General features: G+C 57.0%; 14 protein-coding genes and 1 riboswitch. Of the genes, 9 read left to right on the top strand and 5 right to left on the bottom strand.

Going from position 1 to position 16,689, the window contains the following annotated elements; genetic code table 11:
• Positions 1 to 133: 133 nt before the first annotated feature.
• Together thiD and thiM are read right to left on the bottom strand one after the other, a co-directional pair.
• Positions 134 to 934 carry a bifunctional hydroxymethylpyrimidine kinase/phosphomethylpyrimidine kinase gene (gene thiD / locus AC1UKS_RS07495; RefSeq protein WP_482436259.1) on the bottom strand — a complete coding sequence of 267 codons (801 nt, stop codon included), beginning with the start codon at positions 932 to 934 and terminating at the stop codon, positions 134 to 136.
• Complete coding sequence (gene thiM / locus AC1UKS_RS07490; protein ID WP_482436258.1) at positions 931 to 1,716, bottom strand: hydroxyethylthiazole kinase; 786 nt, start codon at positions 1,714 to 1,716, stop codon at positions 931 to 933. Before thiM ends, thiD begins: the two co-directional genes overlap by 4 nt.
• A gap of 35 nt (positions 1,717 to 1,751) precedes the next feature.
• Positions 1,752 to 1,854: riboswitch (TPP riboswitch) on the bottom strand.
• A gap of 290 nt (positions 1,855 to 2,144) precedes the next feature.
• Between thiM and AC1UKS_RS07485 the strand changes: the two genes are divergently transcribed.
• The gene (locus AC1UKS_RS07485) at positions 2,145 to 4,940 is read left to right on the top strand and encodes a S8 family peptidase (RefSeq protein WP_482436257.1); all 2,796 of its coding nucleotides are present in this window, start codon (positions 2,145 to 2,147) and stop codon (positions 4,938 to 4,940) included.
• A 3-nt stretch (positions 4,941 to 4,943) separates the two neighbouring features.
• Here the strand turns inward: AC1UKS_RS07485 and AC1UKS_RS07480 are convergent, their stop codons facing one another.
• Positions 4,944 to 6,821, bottom strand: coding sequence for a potassium transporter Kup (locus AC1UKS_RS07480; protein ID WP_482436256.1), 1,878 nt, complete (start codon positions 6,819 to 6,821; stop codon positions 4,944 to 4,946).
• Between the two features lie 150 nt (positions 6,822 to 6,971).
• On the opposite strand from AC1UKS_RS07480, the gene AC1UKS_RS07475 reads away from it, so the two are divergent.
• Positions 6,972 to 7,217 (top strand): hypothetical protein, encoded by a 246-nt coding sequence (locus tag AC1UKS_RS07475; RefSeq protein ID WP_013202987.1) that lies wholly within the window; start codon positions 6,972 to 6,974, stop codon positions 7,215 to 7,217.
• 27 nt (positions 7,218 to 7,244) lie between these two features.
• Complete coding sequence (locus tag AC1UKS_RS07470; protein WP_482436253.1) at positions 7,245 to 7,667, top strand: GNAT family N-acetyltransferase; 423 nt, start codon at positions 7,245 to 7,247, stop codon at positions 7,665 to 7,667.
• A 35-nt stretch (positions 7,668 to 7,702) separates the two neighbouring features.
• On the opposite strand, the gene apbC is transcribed toward AC1UKS_RS07470, so the two are convergent.
• The gene (apbC, locus tag AC1UKS_RS07465; protein ID WP_265911028.1) at positions 7,703 to 8,815 is read right to left on the bottom strand and encodes an iron-sulfur cluster carrier protein ApbC; all 1,113 of its coding nucleotides are present in this window, start codon (positions 8,813 to 8,815) and stop codon (positions 7,703 to 7,705) included.
• Between the two features lie 186 nt (positions 8,816 to 9,001).
• Between apbC and metG the strand changes: the two genes are divergently transcribed.
• The 6 genes from metG to sanA all read left to right on the top strand — a co-directional run bounded on the left by metG (position 9,002) and on the right by sanA (position 16,197).
• Entirely contained in the window at positions 9,002 to 11,071 is a 2,070-nt protein-coding gene (gene metG / locus AC1UKS_RS07460) for a methionine--tRNA ligase (RefSeq protein WP_482436251.1), read from the top strand.
• A 137-nt stretch (positions 11,072 to 11,208) separates the two neighbouring features.
• Positions 11,209 to 11,604 (top strand): CidA/LrgA family protein, encoded by a 396-nt coding sequence (locus AC1UKS_RS07455; protein ID WP_265911030.1) that lies wholly within the window; start codon positions 11,209 to 11,211, stop codon positions 11,602 to 11,604.
• Positions 11,597 to 12,289, top strand: a complete 693-nt coding sequence (locus AC1UKS_RS07450) for a CidB/LrgB family autolysis modulator (RefSeq protein ID WP_265911031.1) — start codon at positions 11,597 to 11,599, stop codon at positions 12,287 to 12,289. The genes AC1UKS_RS07455 and AC1UKS_RS07450 overlap by 8 nt, the downstream gene beginning before the upstream one ends.
• Before the next feature lie 129 nt (positions 12,290 to 12,418).
• Positions 12,419 to 13,303 (top strand): cytidine deaminase, encoded by an 885-nt coding sequence (gene cdd / locus AC1UKS_RS07445; protein ID WP_482436250.1) that lies wholly within the window; start codon positions 12,419 to 12,421, stop codon positions 13,301 to 13,303.
• Positions 13,304 to 13,469: 166 nt separating this feature from the next.
• On the top strand, positions 13,470 to 15,167 hold the full coding sequence (locus tag AC1UKS_RS07440) for an NAD-dependent malic enzyme (RefSeq protein WP_482436249.1): 1,698 nt from the start codon (positions 13,470 to 13,472) through the stop codon (positions 15,165 to 15,167).
• A gap of 163 nt (positions 15,168 to 15,330) precedes the next feature.
• Positions 15,331 to 16,197, top strand: coding sequence for an outer membrane permeability protein SanA (gene sanA, locus AC1UKS_RS07435; protein ID WP_482436248.1), 867 nt, complete (start codon positions 15,331 to 15,333; stop codon positions 16,195 to 16,197).
• A 58-nt stretch (positions 16,198 to 16,255) separates the two neighbouring features.
• Here the strand turns inward: sanA and AC1UKS_RS07430 are convergent, their stop codons facing one another.
• The gene (locus tag AC1UKS_RS07430; RefSeq protein WP_482436247.1) at positions 16,256 to 16,666 is read right to left on the bottom strand and encodes a type II toxin-antitoxin system HicB family antitoxin; all 411 of its coding nucleotides are present in this window, start codon (positions 16,664 to 16,666) and stop codon (positions 16,256 to 16,258) included.
• Positions 16,667 to 16,689: the final 23 nt, after the last annotated feature.

Here is a 16,689-nt window from a genome sequence, read left to right as displayed (position 1 = left end):
TGAAACCGACAGGCACTCACACCTGCCATGAATGATTTCTGACCCCAACAGCGTGGACCCTAACCGGACATTAAGGCAAATTGCTGACTCCATTTTTCAGAACGATCCCAGTGAAAACTTTTCTCATCGCCTGCTACCACCAGCGATGAAAATGGTGCACCGGGCCGATGCCTTTGCCGACTTCCAGCGAATCGGCCTGCTCCAGCGCGCCCTGTAACCAGCCCTTGGCTTCGTGCACTGTCGACACCCAGTCATCATGCCGTGGTCGCAGCGCGGCCAGCGCAGCGGAGAGCGTACAGCCGGTGCCATGGGTATGCCTGGTTGGCACGCGCGGCGCGGTAAAACGCTGCTCCAGCTGGCGGGTAAACAGCCAGTCCGGGCTTTCGGCATCGCTCAGATGCCCACCTTTCATCAGCACCGCCTGGCAACCCAGCGCTAACAGCGCCCTTCCCTGTCGCCGCATCTCGTCTTCGTGAGTGGCAACCGGACACTCCAGCAGCGCCGCCGCTTCCGGCAGATTTGGCGTGATCAGTGAAACCTGCGGCAACAGGCATTCACGCAGCGTGGCAACAGCCGCCGGCAAAAGCAGCGGATCGCCACTTTTCGCCAGCATCACCGTATCCAGCACAATCCACGGCACGGCAGAGTCCTTCAGTCCTACAGCTACCACCTCGACGATATCGCTGTCGGCCAACATGCCGATTTTTACGCTGTCGATGCGCACGTCGCTCAGCACGGAATGTAATTGTGCCGCGACAAAATCGGGCTCGATGCGGTAAACCGACTGCACGCCACAGGTATTCTGCGCCACCAGCGCGGTGATCACGGTGGTGCCATAGGTACCCAGCGCCGAGAAGGTTTTCAGATCGGCCTGAATGCCCGCGCCACCGCTGGGATCGGTACCGGCAATGCTCAGGGCGTTGATGCGCTTCATCCCTGAACCTCCAGAGTAAACAGCGCGTCGAGGAACAGCGCAACAAAACTGCCGGGACCCGCTGCCGCCATCGCCGCGCGTTCGCCTGCCAGGCTCATTATCCGGCAGGCGCTGGCAACGTGCGTTAACCGGTCGCCAGGCAGCGCGGCAAATCCGGCCACCACCGCAGACAGCGCGCAGCCGGTGCCGACCACGCGGGTCATCAGCGGCGAGCCGCCCGCAACCGCCAAAACCCGTTCGCCATCGGTGACGTAATCCGTTTCGCCGGTGACCGCAACGATGGCGCCGGTGGTGCTGGCCAGCAGGCGGGCGGCGTCCAGCGCCAGTGCCGAGTCATGCAGACTGTCGACGCCGCGCCCGGAGGCGGCCTGGCGGGCCAGCGCCATGATTTCAGAGGCGTTGCCGCGAATAGCCGCAGGACGGTGTTCCAGCAGCTGCTGACAGAATTCAGTGCGGAAGGTCAATGCGCCAACGGCAACCGGATCCAGCGTCCAGGCGCGCTGCGCCATTCCGGCCGCGTGCACGGCAGCCAGCATCGCTGCACTGCGGCAATGGGTGAGCGTGCCGACGTTGACCAGCAGCGCATCGGCAATGGCGCTGAACTGTGCGGCTTCGTCGGGATCAACCACCATTGCCGGGGAGGCCCCGAGCGCCAGCAGCACGTTAGCAGTAAAAGTCTGCACCACATCGTTGGTCAGGCAATGAATTAACGGCGATTTTTTACGAAAGAGGTCGAGTGAGACAGCGGCATCCGCCGCGACAAAGGTATGAGGTTGGTTCATGGTACAACTCCCAACCGGCGATCAAGAAGGCGATGCGGTCAGGCATCTGACTTCCCTCCGCTGGCATTATCCAGTTCAGGTTCGACGGGTTTTTCTCAGCCCTTTCTTTGGAAAGAAACGGCACCCCGAGTCATTTACTACGTGCTATCAGCCGCCAGATTACGGGATGGCGCTTTTCTTTACCATCCCCCTGTCCACTATCAGATTAAGATTCCACCGCCCCAGCCACGCTCAATCCGCTCAGTATCCCAGCAATAATCAGGATTATCGGTGGCTATTCCGACGATTAAAAAACCGATCTGCAGATAAATTAAGGCCAATCCGCCCCTGTGGGTATTGACGCTCTTTGTTCACAACATGGATGCCGTTGTTTCATTTATTCGAGGTAGCCCATGCTTGCCCATTATTCACCCGTATCTTCTCCCGCGATGCCAAAATTATCTTTATTATCAGTATTAATCGGCACCGTATTGCTCACTGGCTGCGGCGGTGGAGGTGGCGGCGGAAGCAGCAGTAACAGCACTCCAACGGTCACGCCGGAAACCGTCAATCAACCCGTCGCTTCAACGCCTCCGGTTACGTCAACCAGCAATGGCAAGGTGAAAGTCGGGATTATTGACTCGGGTTTGCAGGCTGGGCGTTCGGACATCAACTATGCCAATGTTTCCTTCACGTCCTGGCTGGCCGGTGCCAGTCAGACCCTGAACGATAACGTGGGCAGTCCCGGACATGGCACGATTGTCGCTTTAACGCTGGCTGGGCTGGCTCAGGGAACGTTTGCCGGCGGTGTGGCACCCGATAGCGAACTGTATATCGCTCAGGCCTCCAGCAATAACCTCTTTTACTACACGGATACCCAGCGGGCAGTCAGTGGTTTACTGAGCAACGGCGTAAAAATCATCAATATGTCTTACGCCTCCGATGAGCGTTACTCGACCGCTGCAGAACTGCAAAGCGCCCGGGACAGCGGCCGTTACCAGCTGCTGTATGACAGCCTCAGTGAGGTTGTTAAAGCAGATGCGCTGGCGGTGGTGGTGACGGGCAACAACGGCGGCGCCACGCCGTCACCTAACGCGCAGGTGCCGTTGATTTATAACGATGCCAGTCTGCAAAAAGGCCTGATTGCAGTCACCGGCTACCTGCCTGGCTATAACGTCGCCCAGGGCAGCAGGCCGCCAGAATTAGCCGTGTTTGATGCCTGTGGCAACGCTGCGGCCTGGTGTCTGACTGCCGAAGGCTATGCGGATTATCTGCAGGACGACGGAACCCTCGCCCGTAAATATGGCACCTCTTTTGCCGCGCCGCGCGTTGCCGGTGCTGCCGCCCGGGTCTCCGCCCAGTTTCCCTGGATGACGGGGTATAACCTGCAGCAAACCCTGCTCACCACCGCAGATTATCACAGTGACGCGGTGGCGGGTGTTGCCGCCGATACCGCTAATGGCCGTCCGTATAACGACACCTTTGGCTGGGGTAACGTGGATGTCGATAAGGCGCTGAACGGCCCCGGCATGTTTTATAACGCCGATTTTTCCGCGGCACTGAGTGCAGGGAGTTATACCTTTGCCAATGATATCAGCGGCAATGGTGGACTGATTATCAGTGGTGCCAGCGATGCCGGCGGCGTACTGACGCTCACCGGACAAAATACCTATACCGGTATTACCCAGATCACCAGTAACCGGTTGGTTATCGACGGTAGCGTCGCCAGCGATGTACGGGTATCCGGCAGCGGACAGTTGGCGGGTAGCGGCACGATTGGTGGCAGCCTGAATAACGCCGGTACGGTCTTTACCACCACCGCTGGCGGACTCCATGTGGTCGGCAGCTATCAACAAACTGCTGATGGCACACTGCGCGTTACGCTTTCGCAGCCTCTGACCGTTTCTGGCGCGGCGTCACTGAACGGGGCCCTTCAGGTCACCATTCCGTCCAGCACCTACATTGTGCAAAACTCAGAAACCCTGTTGCAAAGTGGTCAGGGTATCAGTGGCCAGTTCACCACCGTTGATAGCGGCGTGTTCCTGAATGGCACGGTGGCCTATAGCGCCAACAGCGTGGTGGGGAATTTCCAACGCGTTAACACCAGCCAGGCGGCAGAGGCGGCAGGCATTACGGCGCAGGGCACGCTGAAGAGTGCGGCAAATGTGGAGAAAGGCCTGCAGGTGGCCGACAGCTTATCCTCCGCGTCGGCACGTTCTGCGCAGCAGGATGCCTTCCTTCAGGATGCCGCCGCATTCCAGCAAATTGGTAACAGTGCCGAAGCCCGTGCCGCGCTGGACTCCCTTTCTGGCCAGGCGCATACCAGCGGCAATGCCATTCTGTTCAGCAGCCTGGATTATCAGAATCAGTTGCTGAACAACCGTCTCGATCCGGCGCAGAGAAAGCCTTATGGCTTATGGGCTGAAACCGGCACATTACACGGCGACTTACAGCAGGACGGCTACCTTGGCAGCCAGTACCGCATCAATACCACGGCGATCGGCGTTGACAGCAATTTCGATGTTGAGGATCTACGCCTTGGCGTTGCCTTCACCGACAGCGAAATCAGAGCCAGTTATGACGGCAGCGGCGGCAACAGCAGCAACAGTTTGCAAGGGGTAATGTTCTATGGTCAGTACGCCTTCACCCCGGCCTGGCTATTTGAAGGTAATCTGAGCTATCAGCATGGCAATACCGAATTGTCCCGCGCGCTATTGGTTGCAGGTGTGCAGGCCGCCTCTTCCGAAACGCGTAATGACAGCTGGCAGGCGTTGGTGAAAACCGGTTACCGCTGGTCGCTGACCGACAGCCTGACGTTGCAACCCTATGTCGGACTGAAATTTAGCCAGCTTTATACCGGCAGCTTCACCGATCAAGGCAGCGCATTAGGGTTACAAGGTGACAGCGAGCGTTATAGCCGGTCAACCGGACTGAGCGGGCTGAGCCTCAGTACGCCGCTGTTTGAAGTACAACAGTGGTGGAGCCTGCTTACCGCTTACGGTGAATATCAGCATGCCTTTACCAATCCCTCCCTCGACGTTAACGCCCGATGGGTTGGCGCAGATGCCGCCGGGGAAAGCTTTGCCATTCCGGGGATGCGCCTTGACCGTGATTCTCAGTGGATTGGAATGAGGCTGGATATCGGCAAAGCCAAAGACGCGCGCCTGTTTATCCGTGCCGATAAGCATATTGCCGACCTTGGCGACGAATCGGTGTTCCGTGGCGGCGTTGATATCGCCTTCTGACCGCTACACCGGGATGCGGCGACCGATCTCCACCACACGGTCACTGGGCAGGTAGTAGTAGTCGGTCACATGCATGCCGTTGCGCGCCATCCAGCTGAAAATCACGCGCTGCCAGGCCGGCAGGCCGCCGCGACCTTCGCGTGGGATGATGTTTTCATGACCCAGATAGTAGGTGACATGCCCGGTATCCAGCTCGCAGTTATCCAGCTGTGGATAGCGTAACAGCGCCGGGATATTGGGCCGCTCCATAAAGCCATACACCGCCAGTGCATGCCAGAAGCCTGGCGCAAGCTGGGTGACGGTTAAGCGCTCGTCCGCATTAACACGCGGCACGTTATCGATAGCGATGGTCAGCGACAATATATGTCCATGCAGTGAACCGTTGCGTTTTACCTGCCACTGCATCACCGGCGGCGTGCCTTCTTTCTCCCGCGTCAAAAAAACCGCCGTGCCGGGCACTCTGGGTATCGCTTTCTCTTTCAACATGGCCAGGAAATCGTCTACGGGAATAAACTTTTCATGCACCGCCCTGCTTGCCGCTTCCACGCCACGGTGCCAGAGCAACATCACGCCGTAAACGACCAGCGCCAGGATCAGCGGCATATAGCCACCTTCGAACACCTTACTCATATTGGCGACCAGGAAGCACAGGTCGACGATAAAGAACACGCCGGCAATCAGCAGGCTGGTGAGCCGGTTCCAGCGCCACACCTCATGCATCGCAACATACAGCAGCCCGGAGGTCATGATCATCGTCAGCGAAACGGCGATGCCGTAGGCTGCTGCCAGCTTGTCGGAAGATTTAAAGAACACCGCGAGAAAGAGGGTCACCACCATCAGCAACCAGTTAATCGCCCCGATATAGATTTGCCCGTAGCTCTCTTCGGTAGTCTGTTTAACCCGCAGCCTCGGCAGCCAGCCTAGCTGAATTGCCTGACGGGTCATGGAAAACGCACCGCTGATAATCGCCTGACTGGCAATGATGGTGGCGAGAGTGGCGAGGATCACCAGCGGGATTTGCAATACCGGCGGGCAAAGCCGGAAGAAGATATTCTGCGTTACGTCAGCGCCTGAAAGCAGTAACGCTGCCTGTCCGGCGTAGTTGAGCAGTAAGCTGGGAAAGACGATGGCAAACCAGGCCAGCCAGATCGGCTTTTTGCCAAAATGGCCCATATCGGCATACAGCGCTTCCGCGCCGGTGACGCAAAGGAATACGCCGCCAAGTACCAGAAAGCTGACGATGCCATTGGAGAAGAGAAAGTCGATGCCGTACATCGGATTCAGCGCCACCAGCACCGCAGGATGCTGCACAATCCCCCAAATGCCCAAACCGGCGATAACCGCAAACCACAACGCCATAATCGGACCAAAGACTTTGCCAATCTTCGCCGTGCCCAACGGTTGAATGGCAAACAGCGCCAGCAGGATCACCACCGCACCCGGCAGGATCCAGGGTTGTGATTCCGGCAGGATGATGGTCAGCCCTTCAAGGGCAGAGAGTACCGAGATCGCTGGCGTAATCGCACCATCGCCATATATCAGCGCCGCACCGAAAAGCCCGGCAAACAGCACCAGCGGCCGCCGTTTATCCTTGCGTACTAATAGCGACATCAGCGTCAGAATGCCGCCTTCGCCATGGTTATCAATGCGCATGGCAAACAGGGCATACTTTACCGAGGTGATCATCACCATGGTCCAAAACAGCAGCGACAGCAGCCCGAGGATCACGTCAGGCGTGGGCCCTTCGCCCGACAAAGAGAGCACTGTTTTTAAAGTATACAGCGGGCTGGTGCCGATATCGCCAAATACCACCCCCAGCGCGCCGGCGGCAAGTACCGGTAGACTCAACTTGTTTTCTTGTGTGTCCTGACTGGCGGTCATCGCGCCTTCCTTATGAAACCCCAATCTCTTTACACTGGCCTGGAGATGGGAAAGCGTCAACTTCGTCCACGGACTCTTTTGGCTAACGGCCGACAATACGCTACTCTTGGGCATCATCCCGTCCTGAGCCGAGAAAATACGCAACGCATTATGACCAGACCGCTTAATGAACAGTACGGCATCAGCGTGGCAGCGCTGAAGATGCTGCAATACCTGAAACAGATTTCACGCGGGGATCGGGGGTTTTCTATCCTCGACACCACGCTTAACCACCGTTGCAACGTGACGCCACCGGATAATTTTAAGGTGCTTGATGAGCTGTTTGAGGCCGGAAAAATTGACTACGACTATCGCGGCACCGGGCTTGATGGCGAACGGCATGTTAAGCCGGTCTGATCATCCGCGCGCGCGCCGGAGCCAGTCGTGAACGTTCGTCCGTTCACAGAGGCTGACCGCCCTTTCCTGCGCACGCTGTTTCTTGCGTCGCGCAAGGCAAACTGGCACTGGCTGGATGGCAGTGACTGGGCGCTGGAGGATTTTGATCGGGTTACGCTGGGCGAGCGCATTCTGGTGGCGGAAGACAACGGTCACCGCCTCGGCTTCGCCGCGGTATTACCCAACGATAATTTTCTACACAGCCTGTTTGTCGACCCCGACTGGCAGGGCAAGCAGGTCGGCAGCCTGCTGCTGACCGCCGTGCAGGCGGCGTTCACCTCCACCGGCGCGTTGAAATGCATGAAGGCCAATCATCATGCGGTGGCCTTTTATCAACGGCATGGCTGGACGATGATTTCTGACGGCGAGAGTGAACACGGTGAGTACTGGCTGATGCATTTTGTGCGCTAAACGCTCTCCCGGCGATGAAACCGGGAGAAGGTGACTCAGACCGCGCGGAAGGCGATATCGGCAGGGATCACTTCACCCTGCCAGTAGAGCTGGGCTGCTACGGCACCGGCCAGTTGGCGATACATCGCCGTAAATTCACTGTCCGGGCGACGCACCACGGTTGGCTGTCCATCATCCAGATCTTCACGTAGCGTAATGTGCAGCGGCAGCTGAGCCAGCAGGCGCGTATGGTATTGCTCAGCTAACTTCTCCGCCCCGCCGCTGCCAAAAATAGCCTCGTGGTGACCGCAGTTGCTGCAAATATGCATGCTCATATTCTCAACGATACCCAATACCGGCACGTTAACCTTCTCAAACATCACGATACCTTTACGGGCATCCACCAGCGCGATGTCCTGTGGCGTCGTCACCACCACCGCGCCGGTCACCGGCACGTTCTGCGCCAGCGTCAGCTGAATATCACCGGTACCCGGCGGCATATCCAGCACCAGATAGTCGAGGTCCGGCCACATCGTTTCGTTCAGCAGTTGCATCAGCGCTTTGCTGGCCATCGGCCCGCGCCAGACCATGGCGTTATCGTCAGTCACCAGATAACCAATCGAGTTGGTTGCCAGGCCGTGCGCCATAATCGGCGCCATATGCGTACCGTCTGGCGAGGTGGGCCGTTCGTCACGGGTGCCAAGCATATCGGGGATCGAAGGGCCGTAAATATCGGCATCCAGCAGCCCGACCTTGGCGCCTTCAGCGGCCAACGCCAGCGCCATATTGACCGCGGTGCTGGATTTGCCCACGCCACCCTTGCCCGAGCTGATGGCAATAATGTTCTTCACCCCGGTGGCACCTGGATGATTCTTTACCCGCTTCAGCGTGGCGATGTCGTGCGTCAAGCGCCAGCTGATCGCGGTGGCGCTGGTCAGACGCAACAGCTCGGCGCTGGTCGACTCTTTCAGCGCTTCAAAACCGCTATGCCAGGCAAACGGCATCACCAAATCAATATGCAGGGTATTGTCCATCAACGCGCAGTGGTGCAACGCCTTCAGGGTGGTGAGGTTATGCTTCAGCGTCGGATGTTCAAAAGTGGTCAATGTGCCCATCACCATCGCACGCAGCGCTTCCGGTGAATGTTGACCCTGAGCGTGTACCGTCATCCCGGCTCCTTGTTTTCTTTATCAGTTCTTGAATGGGTTCAGATGGGTTTAAGCATATCAGAAGTGGCAGGCGGTGAGGTTACCGGCCTTAAAAAACGGCGGTGAGATCGCGGGATTGTTTACGCAGGGACGGCCTTTCGGTTACCATCTATCCCCCCTTTTAAAACAGGTATAGCAAGTCTTACTATGACTCAAGTCGCGAAAAAAATATTGGTAACGTGCGCACTGCCGTACGCCAACGGTTCCATTCATCTCGGCCACATGCTCGAGCATATCCAGGCAGATATTTGGGTCCGTTACCAGCGAATGCGCGGCAATCAGGTTTACTTCATCTGTGCGGACGATGCACACGGTACGCCAATCATGCTGAAAGCTCAGCAGTTGGGTATTGCGCCTGAGCAGATGATTGCTGAGATGAGTCAGGAACATCAGACAGATTTTGCTGGCTTTGATATCAGCTACGATAACTATCACTCGACGCACAGCGACGAGAACCGTGAGCTGTCAGAGCTGATCTATACCCGTCTGAAAGAGAACGGTTTCATCAAGAACCGCACCATTTCACAGCTGTACGACCCGGAAAAAGGCATGTTCCTGCCGGATCGTTTTGTTAAAGGCACCTGCCCGAAATGCAAATCGCCCGATCAGTACGGCGATAACTGTGAAGTGTGCGGCGCGACCTACAGCCCGACCGAGCTGTTCAATCCGCAGTCGGTGGTCTCTGGCGCGACGCCGGTAATGCGTGATTCTGAGCACTATTTCTTCGACCTGCCAGAATTCAGCGCCATGCTGCAAGCCTGGACCCGCTCCGGCGCGCTGCAGGAGCAGGTGGCGAATAAAATGCAGGAATGGTTCGAGTCTGGCCTGCAGCAGTGGGATATCTCCCGCGATGCGCCTTACTTCGGCTTCGAAATTCCGGGTGCGCCGGGCAAATACTTCTACGTCTGGCTGGATGCGCCAATTGGCTATATGGGCTCGTTCAAGAACCTGTGTGACAAGCGCGGCGACATCGATTTTGATGCCTTCTGGAAGAAAGATTCCGATGCCGAGCTTTACCACTTTATCGGTAAAGATATCGTCTATTTCCACAGTCTGTTCTGGCCAGCAATGCTGGAAGGCAGCAACTTCCGTAAGCCGACCAACCTGTTTGTCCACGGGTATGTGACGGTGAACGGCGCGAAGATGTCAAAATCGCGCGGCACCTTTATTAAAGCCAGCACCTGGTTGCAGCACCTGGATGCAGACAGCCTGCGTTACTACTACGCGGCGAAGCTCTCTTCGCGCATTGACGATATCGACCTGAACCTGGAAGATTTCGTTCAGCGCGTGAACGCCGATATCGTTAACAAAGTGGTTAACCTGGCTTCCCGTAACGCCGGTTTCATTAATAAGCGTTTCGACGGCAAACTCTCCGCGGAGCTGGCCGATCCTGAGCTGTACAAAACCTTTACCGATGCGTCCGCCAGCATTGGCGAAGCCTGGAACAGCCGCGAGTTCGGTCGTGCCGTGCGCGAAATCATGGCGCTGGCCGATGTGGCAAACCGCTACGTCGACGAGCAGGCCCCGTGGGTGGTCGCCAAACAGGAAGGCCGCGATGCCGATCTGCAGGCGATCTGCTCCATGGGCATCAACATGTTCCGCGTACTGATGACCTGGCTGAAACCGGTGCTGCCATCACTGACCGAACGCACCGAAGCGTTCCTCAATGTGGAAATGAGCTGGGATGGCATTCAGCAGCCGCTGCTGGACCATAAAATCTCTGCCTTCAAAGCGCTGTACAGCCGCATTGAGATGGACAAAGTCAACGCGCTGATTGAAGCCTCGAAAGAAGATGCTGCGGTGGCCAATGCGCCTGCGGTGGCAGACACCAAAGCGAAAAAATCCGCCGAGGCAAAACCTGCGGTAGCGGATGCCGACGCCGGCGACACCATCAGCTTTGATGACTTTGCCAAAGTGGATATGCGCGTGGCGCTGATCAAAACCGCAGAACTGGTGGACGGTTCTGACAAGCTGCTGCGTCTGGTGCTGGATATGGGTGGCGACGAAACGCGCCAGATCTTCTCCGGTATCCGCGCCGCCTATCCAGACCCATCGGTGCTGGAAGGTCGTATGACCGTGGTGGTGGCCAACCTGGCACCGCGCAAAATGCGTTTCGGCGTGTCAGAAGGCATGGTGCTGTCTGCCGGCCCTGGCGGCAAAGATCTGTTTATCCTCGGTGCCGACAGCGGCGCTCAGCCGGGCATGCAGGTTAAATAACTTCCCGTTGCGTTAAGATGTTTAAGGGGCGAATCCAGGTTCGCCCCTTTTTTGTTTGTCTCGCCTGCCCAGTGTGACCGATAGCACGTTTTAGCATTTCATCGTATGATTAACGTTCTTAAAACCAGGAGCTTATCATGCGTACCGCCCTGTCCCTTGGTTGGCAATACCTTCGCGCCTTTGTCATCATTTACCTCTGTCTTTATGCCGGAACAGCCCTGGCTGGCCTGCTGCCCGTGACTATCCCCGGCAGCATTATTGGCATGCTGATCCTGTTTGGTCTGCTGGCGTTGCAGATCCTGCCGGTGGACTGGGTGAAACCCGGCAGCACCCTGTTGATCCGCTATATGGGCCTGCTGTTTGTGCCGATCAGCGTCGGTATCATGAGCTACACCGATATTCTGAGCGCGCAATTTGGCCCGATTGTGGTCTCCTGCGTGCTGAGTACCTTTATCGTACTGTTGACCGTCGGGCTGGTTTCGCACAAATTACACAGCCGTCCGTTGACCAGGCCAGGAGCCGGAGATGAGTGATATCTGGTGGTCACTGCCGCTGACCGTTATCGTGTTTTTTGCCGCACGTCGCGTGGCGGCAAAGGTGAAAATCTCGCTGGTCAATCCGCTGCTGGTGTCGATGGCGGTGATCATCCCGCTGTTGTTACTGATTCAGATGCCCTATGCGCGCTATTTCCAGGGCAGTTCGGTCCTCAACCATCTTCTTCAGCCTTCTGTCGTGGCATTAGCCATTCCGCTGTATGAGCAGATGCATCAGATCCGCGCGCGCTGGAAATCGATTATTGGCGTCTGCTTTATGGGCAGCATGACCGCGATGGTCTCCGGGACGGCGATTGCGCTATGGATGGGCGCCACGCCGCAGATTGCCGCCACCATTATGCCGAAGTCGGTTACTACGCCGATTGCGATGGCCGTATCCGGTACCTTAGGCGGCATTCCGGCAATAAGCGCAATCTGTGTGCTGATCGCCGGCGTGCTGGGGGCGGTATTTGGTCATATGCTGCTGAACCTGCTGAGGATTACCGGCAAGCCTTCGCGCGGGCTGGCGATTGGCAACGCCTCCCATGCGCTCGGCACCGCGCGCTGTGCGGAACTGGACTATCAGGAAGGCGCTTACAGCTCGCTGGCGCTGGTGATCTGCGGGATTATCACCTCGCTGCTGGCGCCTTTCCTTTTCCCGTTGCTGATGCACCTTTGGGGTTAAAAATTTGCGATGTGTCGCGCATTTTGTAATTCGCTTTCATAAATTGCATTGCTTGCGTGATATCAATCACATATAACTCAGCAACTGCCCGCTACACTTAGCGGCCGAACCAGTTAAAGAGGCCCGATAATGCACCCACGTTTTCAAGCCGCGTTTGCCACGCTGCCGACAGCCCTGCAAACCGCCCTGCTGCCGATCCTTTCCGCTGCTGACTTTCAGGCATTCCTGACGCCAGCGCAGGTGGCTGACGTTAAATCCGCATCAGGCCTGGACGATCGTGAGCTGGCTTTTGCCCTGCTGCCGCTGGCTGCCGCCTGCGCCGTGGCGCCCCTCTCCCACTTTAATGTTGGCGCGCTGGCAAGAGGCAAAAGCGGACACCTCTATTTCGGTGCCAATATGGAGTTTGTTGGCGCGACCATGCAGCAAACCGTGCATGCCGAACAAAGTGCGTTCACCCATGCCTGGATGCGCGGCGAAGCCTCGCTGGAAGCCATCACCGTCAACTACACGCCTTGCGGTCACTGCCGCCAGTTTATGAATGAGCTAAACAGCGGCACCGCGCTGAATATTCATCTTCCGGGCCGCGCACCGGCCACGCTCGGAGACTATCTGCCCGATGCCTTCGGCCCGCGCGATCTGGAAATCAAAACGCTACTTCTGGATCATGTTGACCACCAGCTGAGCATCAATGGCGATGCGCTGACGCAGGCCGCACTGCACGCCGCCAACCGCAGTCATGCGCCTTATACCCAGGCCTGGAGCGGCGTAGCGCTGCAATCCGCAGACGGCGCGATCTTCGCCGGCAGCTACGCGGAAAATGCCGCCTTCAACCCCAGCCTGCCGCCGTTGCAAGCCGCCCTCAACCTGCTCAGCCTTGCCGGCCATGATGTGCTGACCATTCAGCGCGCGGTGCTGGCAGAAGCGCCGGACGCCAGGGTCATTCAGCGCCAGGCGACTCAGGCGACGTTGCACGCGCTGGGCTGCGCCAATCTGACCACCGTTCCGCTGGACTGATCCCTTCAACGCCAGGATGCAGTGTTACGCTGCATCCTGTTCAGCTTTCGCAAAAATTGAATAAAAACCGTTCCTTTTGTTATAACCCGTTAACAAAAGCTGTACTTTCAGACTAATTATTTTAGGATTGGCCCACAACATCCCGATCCGAATGAGTATTGATTGCATGGAACTCGAATACGAAAGTAAACGACCGCTGTATATTCCTTATGCCGGCCCTATTTTGCTGGAATTCCCGTTGTTGAATAAGGGAAGCGCCTTCTCTGTAGAAGAGCGAAATGAATTTAACCTGCGCGGCCTGCTGCCTGAAACGGTGGAAACCATCGAAGAGCAAGCCAAGCGTGCCTGGAAGCAGTTTCAGGACTTCAAAAACGATAACGACAAACACGTTTATCTGCGCAATATCCAGGACACCAACGAAACCCTCTTCTACCGTCTGCTGGACAACCATCTTGAAGAGATGATGCCGATTATTTACACCCCTACCGTCGGCGCAGCCTGTGAACACTTCTCCGAAATCTATCGTCGTGCCCGTGGCGTGTTTATCTCCTATCCGAACCGCGGCAACATCGAAGATATGCTGCAAAACGCCACCAAGCAGAATGTCAAAGTGATCGTCGTTACCGACGGCGAACGCATTCTCGGCCTGGGCGACCAGGGCATCGGCGGCATGGGCATTCCCATTGGTAAGCTCTCGCTGTACACCGCCTGTGGCGGTATCAGCCCGGCGTATACTTTGCCAATCGTGCTGGACGTCGGCACCAACAACCAGCAATTGCTGAATGACCCGCTGTATATGGGCTGGCGTCATCCGCGCATCACCGGCGAAGAGTACGATAACTTCGTCCACGAGTTCATTCAGGCGGTGAAGAGCCGCTGGCCGAACGTGGTGCTGCAGTTTGAAGACTTCGCACAGAAAAATGCGATGCCGATCCTCGAACGCTACCGTGACGAAGTTTGCTGCTTCAATGATGATATTCAGGGCACCGCCGCCGTTACGCTGGGTACGCTGATTGCTGCCAGCCGTGCGGCGGGCAGCACCATGAGCCAGCAAAAAGTGGTATTCCTCGGTGCGGGTTCTGCCGGCTGCGGCATCGCCGAGCAAATTATCGCGCAGATGAAGTCTGAAGGCCTGAGCGATGAAGAAGCCCGCGCCCGCGTGTTTATGGTGGACCGCTTTGGTCTGCTGACCGACAAGCTGCCTAACCTGCTGAACTTCCAAAGTAAGCTGGTACAAAAAAGCGAAAATCTGGCGGACTGGCATGCCAGTTCCGACGCCATTTCGCTGCTGGACGTGGTGCGTCACGCTCAGCCGGATATCCTGATTGGTGTTTCCGGCCAACCGGGTCTGTTCAGCGAAGAGATTATCCGCGAGATGCATAAGCACTGCCCGCGCCCTATCATCATGCCGCTGTCCAACCCGACGTCACGCGTTGAAGCCACGCCGCAGGACATTATGGCCTGGACCGATGGTGCCGCGCTGGTGGCAACCGGTAGCCCGTTCTCTCCGGTGATGTGGAAAGAGAAAACCTACCCTATCGCCCAGTGCAATAACTCGTATATCTTCCCAGGCATTGGCCTTGGGGTGATTGCGTCCGGCGCTACCCGCGTCACCGACAGCATGCTGATGGCCGCCAGCCGTGCCTTAGCCGACTGCTCACCGCTGGTCAACGATGGCGTCGGCCCGGTGCTGCCAGAAGTGAAAGATATCCAGGGCGTATCGAAACTGATCGCTATGGCGGTCGGCAAAGCCGCACAGTTGGCAGGCGTGGCGGTCGTCACCTCTGAAGACGTGCTGTCCAAGTCAATTGCGGCCAATTTCTGGCTGCCGCAATACCGTAACTATCGTCGGACCTCAATCTGATGGATAGCGGCCGGGTGCTTTCTGCACCCGGCTCTCAACTTTGCCTTTTTCTTCCGGCGATTTGTGCGAAAATCCGCCAACCGGTGCGCTGTTGCTTGCTTCACCCCGCCGGGTCAAGTAGCCTTGATTCACCCTTTTTCTGCAAGTCTGAGCGCTCTCTGGCATGGTAAAACGCTTGATTTATGGTCTGATTATCATCATGACTTTGATGGTACTGACCGCGCTCGGCCTCGATCGCTGGATGAGCTGGAAAACCGCTCCCTTTATCTACGAAAATCTTAAATCGCTGCCGCATCGCCAGGTCGGTGTGGTACTCGGTACGGCCAAATATTATCGCGGCGGCGGCATCAATCAGTATTACCTGTATCGCATGCAGGGCGCGCTGAACGCCTATAACAGCGGCAAGGTCAATTACCTGTTGCTGAGCGGTGATAATGCCCTGCACAGCTACAACGAACCGATGACCATGCGCAAGGATCTGATCGCCGCCGGCGTCGATCCGGCGGATATCGTGCTGGATTATGCCGGTTTCCGTACGCTGGATTCGATTGTGCGTACCCGCAAAGTGTTCGATACCAACGATTTCATCATCATCACCCAACGCTTCCACTGCGAACGCGCGCTGTTTATCGCCCTGCATATGGGTATTCAGGCACAGTGTTACGCGGTTCCTTCGCCGAAAAACATGCTGAATATTCGGGTTCGCGAAGTTGGTGCCCGGCTGGGCGCGCTGGCCGATTTGTATGTGATGAAGCGCGAGCCGCACTTCCTCGGGCCGCTGATCCCGATTCCTGCGCGGGTGGAAGTGCCGGAAGATACGCAAAGCTATCCGGCGGTCACCCCAGAGCAACTGCTGGAGTTGCAGGAGAAGCTTGAGGCTCAGGCAAAAGCGGCCGCGGCCGCCAAACGTCAGCAGCAGGAAGCGTCGCCGCAACCACCAGAAGCCAGTGACAAACCCGCTGAGCCTGACTCGCCGCAACCGGCACAGCCCTCACCCGCACAGCCAGCCGAAGTCCCCTCCGGGCCTTAATAGTAGATTTAATCGAAGATTCAGGGCGCTGATGCGCCTTTTGCTGAAATGGAAAGGGTTAAACTCCCTTCGCAATACGCTCTATCGCCACCTGAGCAAGAAAACCGGAACGGCTTTTAAACTCCGGGTGTGTGGCTACACAGCGGTCTATACGGTCAATAAGTGACTTCGGTAAAGTCACGTTGATTTTCTCAGTGCCCCCTAAGAGCCGGGCCAGGTCCACATCGACAAGCGCCCAGGTATAGCCAGCATACTGACTATCGGCAACCAGAGCGCTCAGGGAGGATACGGCCGGAATATCGTCACCCAGTTCGATAAGCAATTCAATATGTCCCGTAATCGCCTCTTTGGCATTGTTCACGGCTTCTTCTAACGTGTCTCCGGCAGAAAAACAACCGGGCAAATCTGGCACGGTCACGCCGTAAGCATGGTGTTCGTCACCGCTCTCAATAGCAATTGGATATAGCATGAATCACCCTCTCTCGATGAAAA

This window comes from Erwinia sp. AK-PDG3-5, from assembly GCF_056821705.1.
This window is presented reverse-complemented; position numbering and strand designations above follow the sequence as displayed.

Coding starts and splice junctions, on each gene's coding strand:
- AC1UKS_RS07455 (WP_265911030.1), top strand. CDS start 11,209: ATGCGTACCGCCCTGTCCCTTGGTTGGCAATACCTTCGCGCCTTTGTC.
- sanA (WP_482436248.1), top strand. CDS start 15,331: ATGGTAAAACGCTTGATTTATGGTCTGATTATCATCATGACTTTGATG.
- AC1UKS_RS07440 (WP_482436249.1), top strand. CDS start 13,470: ATGGAACTCGAATACGAAAGTAAACGACCGCTGTATATTCCTTATGCC.
- AC1UKS_RS07480 (WP_482436256.1), bottom strand. CDS start 6,821: ATGACCGCCAGTCAGGACACACAAGAAAACAAGTTGAGTCTACCGGTA.
- AC1UKS_RS07450 (WP_265911031.1), top strand. CDS start 11,597: ATGAGTGATATCTGGTGGTCACTGCCGCTGACCGTTATCGTGTTTTTT.
- AC1UKS_RS07485 (WP_482436257.1), top strand. CDS start 2,145: ATGCCAAAATTATCTTTATTATCAGTATTAATCGGCACCGTATTGCTC.
- metG (WP_482436251.1), top strand. CDS start 9,002: ATGACTCAAGTCGCGAAAAAAATATTGGTAACGTGCGCACTGCCGTAC.
- apbC (WP_265911028.1), bottom strand. CDS start 8,815: ATGACGGTACACGCTCAGGGTCAACATTCACCGGAAGCGCTGCGTGCG.
- AC1UKS_RS07430 (WP_482436247.1), bottom strand. CDS start 16,666: ATGCTATATCCAATTGCTATTGAGAGCGGTGACGAACACCATGCTTAC.
- thiD (WP_482436259.1), bottom strand. CDS start 934: ATGAAGCGCATCAACGCCCTGAGCATTGCCGGTACCGATCCCAGCGGT.
- cdd (WP_482436250.1), top strand. CDS start 12,419: ATGCACCCACGTTTTCAAGCCGCGTTTGCCACGCTGCCGACAGCCCTG.
- thiM (WP_482436258.1), bottom strand. CDS start 1,716: ATGAACCAACCTCATACCTTTGTCGCGGCGGATGCCGCTGTCTCACTC.
- AC1UKS_RS07475 (WP_013202987.1), top strand. CDS start 6,972: ATGACCAGACCGCTTAATGAACAGTACGGCATCAGCGTGGCAGCGCTG.